Annotated in this window: 3 protein-coding genes; 2 read left to right on the plus strand and 1 reads right to left on the minus strand. The window is 63.0% G+C overall.

The annotated features are described in order from the left end of the window. Positions 1 to 120: 120 nt before the first annotated feature. The gene (locus GR158_RS24940; RefSeq protein ID WP_160873038.1) at positions 121 to 1,662 is read right to left on the minus strand and encodes an FGGY-family carbohydrate kinase; all 1,542 of its coding nucleotides are present in this window, start codon (positions 1,660 to 1,662) and stop codon (positions 121 to 123) included. Positions 1,663 to 1,928: 266 nt separating this feature from the next. Between GR158_RS24940 and GR158_RS25705 the strand changes: the two genes are divergently transcribed. Together GR158_RS25705 and tpiA are read left to right on the plus strand one after the other, a co-directional pair. Then, positions 1,929 to 3,662 carry a glycerol-3-phosphate dehydrogenase/oxidase gene (locus GR158_RS25705; protein ID WP_202402447.1) on the plus strand — a complete coding sequence of 578 codons (1,734 nt, stop codon included), beginning with the start codon at positions 1,929 to 1,931 and terminating at the stop codon, positions 3,660 to 3,662. 10 nt (positions 3,663 to 3,672) lie between these two features. Continuing rightward, a partial coding sequence (tpiA, locus tag GR158_RS24950) for a triose-phosphate isomerase (protein WP_160873039.1) occupies positions 3,673 to 4,441 on the plus strand: 769 nt, incomplete at its 3' end.

Consider the following 4,441-nt stretch of genomic DNA (forward strand, 5'->3'; position numbering starts at 1 on the left):
GCGAGCCTCGCTCCAAGGCGAGCGATGTCGCATGGACATGCGTATCCCGGCCCACGGTCTTTTCCACATGGCGCAATTCAAGCACGGTTCAGTCCTCTTCAATGCGGTTGGGCGATGCGCTCAGCTTGCGCAGGCAAGCGCCTGGTCGCCGCTGCCGGCCGACCAGAGATCCGCCACCATGTCGATGGCCGTGAGATAGGTCTTGTATTTCTGGCTGAGCACGGCTGCGCGTGCGCCATCCGGTTCGAGCCGCTGTTCGACATGGACCATGTTCGAGATCGCGGTTGCCACATCCGGATAGACGCCGGTCGCCACGGCCGCGCAAATCGCACCGCCCTTGGCGCCGAATTCACTGCCATTGGCAATCTCCACAGGCAGGCCGAGGCCATCGGCAAACATCTGCGCCCAGACACGACTGCGCGTGGGGCCACCCGCGAGCCTGATGACCTCGGGGTTGGCTGCATCCGGTCCTGTCAGCAGGTAGGTCATGTCGTAGCGGTGGGCGAAGACCACGCCCTCGTAGACCGCGCGGACGATATCGGGAAGCTGCACACCGGCACGAAGCCCGAGGAAGCCGCCCGGCGCACCGCGCGGGCCGTCATAGAGGAACGGGAAGAACAGGATGCCGTTGGTTCGGTCAATGGCGCCAGCGACGAGTTCATTGCACACATCATAGATGCTGCGTCCTTCCAGCACCGCGCGCTGCGCTTCTGCAGACAGCATGGTCTTGCATAGCCATTCGAGATTGCTGGCCGACGTCGGCGTCGCCGTGGTAGCCAGCACCTGTCCGTCGACCGGATAGGGCGTCTGGATGGTCGGCAGCGGGTTAAGTGAGGGCTTGCGATGGACCGTCGAATGGATGCTGAACGTGCCGGCAACCGCTGCGAGCTGGCGTGGACTGACGGCACCGGACGCCAGCGCACAACCGACGACATCATACACGCCGCGCACGACAGGCGTTCCTTCGCGAAGTCCGGTCAGGGCGGCAACGGATGCCGGAATATGACCCACCACCTCGACGGAAGGCCGAACCGGCGGCAGCTTTTCGAGCCACCCCTGCATGCCGGCGGCCTCGAAGGCCTCCCGGGAAATATCGGATTTTGTTACGTTGATGATGCCGGCACAGCCGCCGTCCGTAGGGTCCGTCGAGATATCGCCGCAAAGCCGCATGCGCAGGAAATCCTTGCAGGGCAGCATATATCTGGCACGCCGCATCACCTCCGGCGCATTCTCCTGGAACCAGGCCATGATGGGAAACGTCTGGCCCGGCCAGACTTGCTGCTCGATATGCCGCGAGACTTCGGCGGCAAGTCCGGAGCGTTTCCAGCGCTCGATAAGCGGTATGGAGCGCGTATCGGTGGAGACCAGCCCGTTGGCGACCGCATTACCTTCCGCGTCGACGAAATACGCACCGCCACCATAGCCTGACGGCGTGACCGCAATGATGTCCGCGGGGTTGGTTCCGGTCTTTTCAAGTAGCACGCGCAGGCACTCGCAGGTCGCGCGCCACATGACGTCGGCGTCCCGCTCGGTCCAGCCCTCTTGGGGCAAAAGCATGATATTGGGGCGACGCTCGCAGGCGAGTTCGTTTCCCTTGACGTCGAACAACACGACCTTGGTCATGGTGCCACCGGCGTCGATGCCGATCAGGCGTTCCCGCATGGTTTCTCCTCCTCGCCGACGCGCCGTCTCCACCCGGCACATGGACCATTCGGTCTCATCGGCTTTGTTCCTCGTGAGCTAGGCTATTGGACGGGCCTGAATTGTCAATCGAATTCGTAAGGAAATTTTTTACAGAAATAAATAACTGATATTACATGATATTTTTTATATGTCGGTTCGCGACCCAAGAATGGCGCCTTTCAAAAGTAATAAAATGCCATTATAGCAGCCCCATCTTCTGAGGATGACGGTCAAGAGGGGCTTTCGTGCGAAACAGAACAGAAGCAATCGCCGCGTTAGGGGCTGCCACAGCCGCACAACCGGTCCTTATTGTCGGCGGCGGCATCAATGGGATCGGGCTCTTCCGCGACCTGTCACTGCAAGGCGTGCCTGCCGTACTGGTGGACAAGGGCGACTTCGCCTCCGGCACCAGCGCGGCGCCGTCGCGGCTCATCCATGGCGGGCTCCGCTATCTTGAGACGGGCGAGTTTGCGCTGGTGCGCGAATCCGTCATCGAGCGCAATCATCTGGTTCGCAATGCCCACCATCTCGTCAAACCCCTGCCCGTATGGGTTCCGGCCTTCAGCTGGTTCGGCGGGCTGTTTTCCGCAGGCCTGCGTTTCCTCAAGCTGAAGAAAACGCCGGGCGCCAAGGGAATTGCGGTGGTAAAGCTGGGGCTGGTGTTTTTCGACCGCTTTGGGCGGGCCACGAGTGCGATGCCCGGCCATCGCATCGTTTCGCGCGGCGAACTACGGACCCGGATGCCCGGCCTTTCGCAGCGGATCAAGGCGGTGGCCGAGTATTACGACGCACGGTTGACCCACCCGGAACGCCTCGCGCTGGAGCTCATCAAGGACGCCGAACGGGACTGCCCCGCATCCATCGCCGTGCCCTATATGGCACTGGCTGGTTCGGACGGCGATCAGGTCATCCTGCGCGACGAGGTCAGCGCGGAGGAGATTGCACTGCGGCCACGCCTCGTGATCAACTGTGCCGGCCCCTGGGCGGACGAGGCAAATCGCAAACTCGGCATCGACGGGCAACTGATAGGCGGCACGCGTGGTTCACATATCGTCCTGCACCGGCCTGACATCGCCCGCCAGCTGGGCGACGGCATGCTCTACTTCGAAACTCGGGATTTCCGCGCCTGCCTCGTCTATGCGCTCGACGCGGGGCACGTCCTGCTCGGCACCACCGACATTCGTACAAGCGACCCCGATACGGTACGTTGCTCGGACGAGGAGATCGACTATCTCTTCGATGTGCTGGAACAGGTCATGCCCGGCGCAGCCGCACGGCGCGAAGAAATCGTCTTCACCTATGCCGGGGTTCGTCCGCTTCCCTATAGCGGTGAAGGAACGACCGGCGCGATCAGCCGCGATCACTTCCTTCGGGATTTCGAACCGGATGGCAATCGGCGCTTCCCGGTATTGGCGCTCGTCGGCGGCAAGTGGACCACCTATCGCGCCTGCGCAGAGCAGATCGCCGATACCGTTCTGGCACGCCTTGGCCTGAACCGCCAGTGCAGCACGCTGGATGTTCCGATCGGCGGAAGCGCGGGGCTCGACAACGACGCCCAGAAGCGCCTGACCTTCATTCGCAGGCTTATGGCCCGCCACGACCTCGACGAGGCCGCTTGCACAGTCCTCATCGAGCGGTACGGCAGCCAGGCCGACGATGTCGCGCGCCATGTTGCGGCCGACGGCGGCGAGACGGTGGACGAGGCTTCCCGCTACCGCGCAGGCGAGATCCGATGGATCGCGGTCGAGGAGCGGATCACCCGTCTTTCCGACATCGTTCTGCGCAGAACACTCATGCCCTTTGAAAACGCCATCACACGGGCGAGCCTCGATGCCGTCGCGCGCATTGCCGCAGATGCGCTCGGTTGGGATAGGCAGCGCCACAAGGCGGAGATCGCCGCGACGGTAGCGGCGCTCGACGAACGGTATCGCGTGGAATTGCCGCCCGTGCCCGCCGCTCTCCGTTCCAACGCATCCTAGGGATACCCGCATGACATCCGCCATTAGACCCCTCCTCGCCGGCAACTGGAAAATGAACGGCACGGCCAGCGCACTCGCGACCCTTGAAGCAATCGCCGCGGGGATAGCGCACCTGCCTGATGTCTTCGACACTTTGCTCTGCACTCCGACAACGCTTGTCCACCGAGCCGCCTCCGCAGCAAAGGCAACCCGGATCCAGATCGGCGGTCAGGATTGCCATACCGGCCAGGTCGGCGCGCATACCGGCGATGTCTCCGCTGATATGCTTGCCGATTGCGGTGCGCGCTTCGTCATTGTTGGCCATTCCGAGCGGCGGGCGGATCATGCTGAAACGGATGATCTCGTTTGCCGCAAGGCACGGGCGGCCATCGCCTCTGGCCTGACCGCCATCGTCTGCATCGGCGAAACGGGCGCAGAGAAGGCGCAGGGTAAGACGCTTGCGGTCGTCGAGCGGCAACTCCTGAAATCCGTGCCGGACAGCGCGACGCCACGAAACGTCGTCGTCGCGTATGAGCCGGTATGGGCCATCGGCACCGGCCTCACGCCCACCGTTAAGGATGTCGCCGAAGTGCATCGCTTCATGCGTGATCAGTTGAGCGCGCGGTTCGGCTCCGAGTGTGCGGGGATGCGCCTGCTCTATGGCGGGTCCGTTAAGGGCGCCAACGCGCACGAGCTGATGGGGATCGATCATGTGGATGGCGCGCTGGTCGGCGGCGCAAGCCTGAAGGCGGAGGATTTCCTGTCGATTGCCCGTGCCTTTCCCGCTCTGGCAGAGGCCT

This window comes from Shinella sp. AETb1-6, assembly GCF_009826875.1.
GTDB classification, from domain to species: Bacteria; Pseudomonadota; Alphaproteobacteria; order Rhizobiales; family Rhizobiaceae; genus Shinella; species Shinella sumterensis.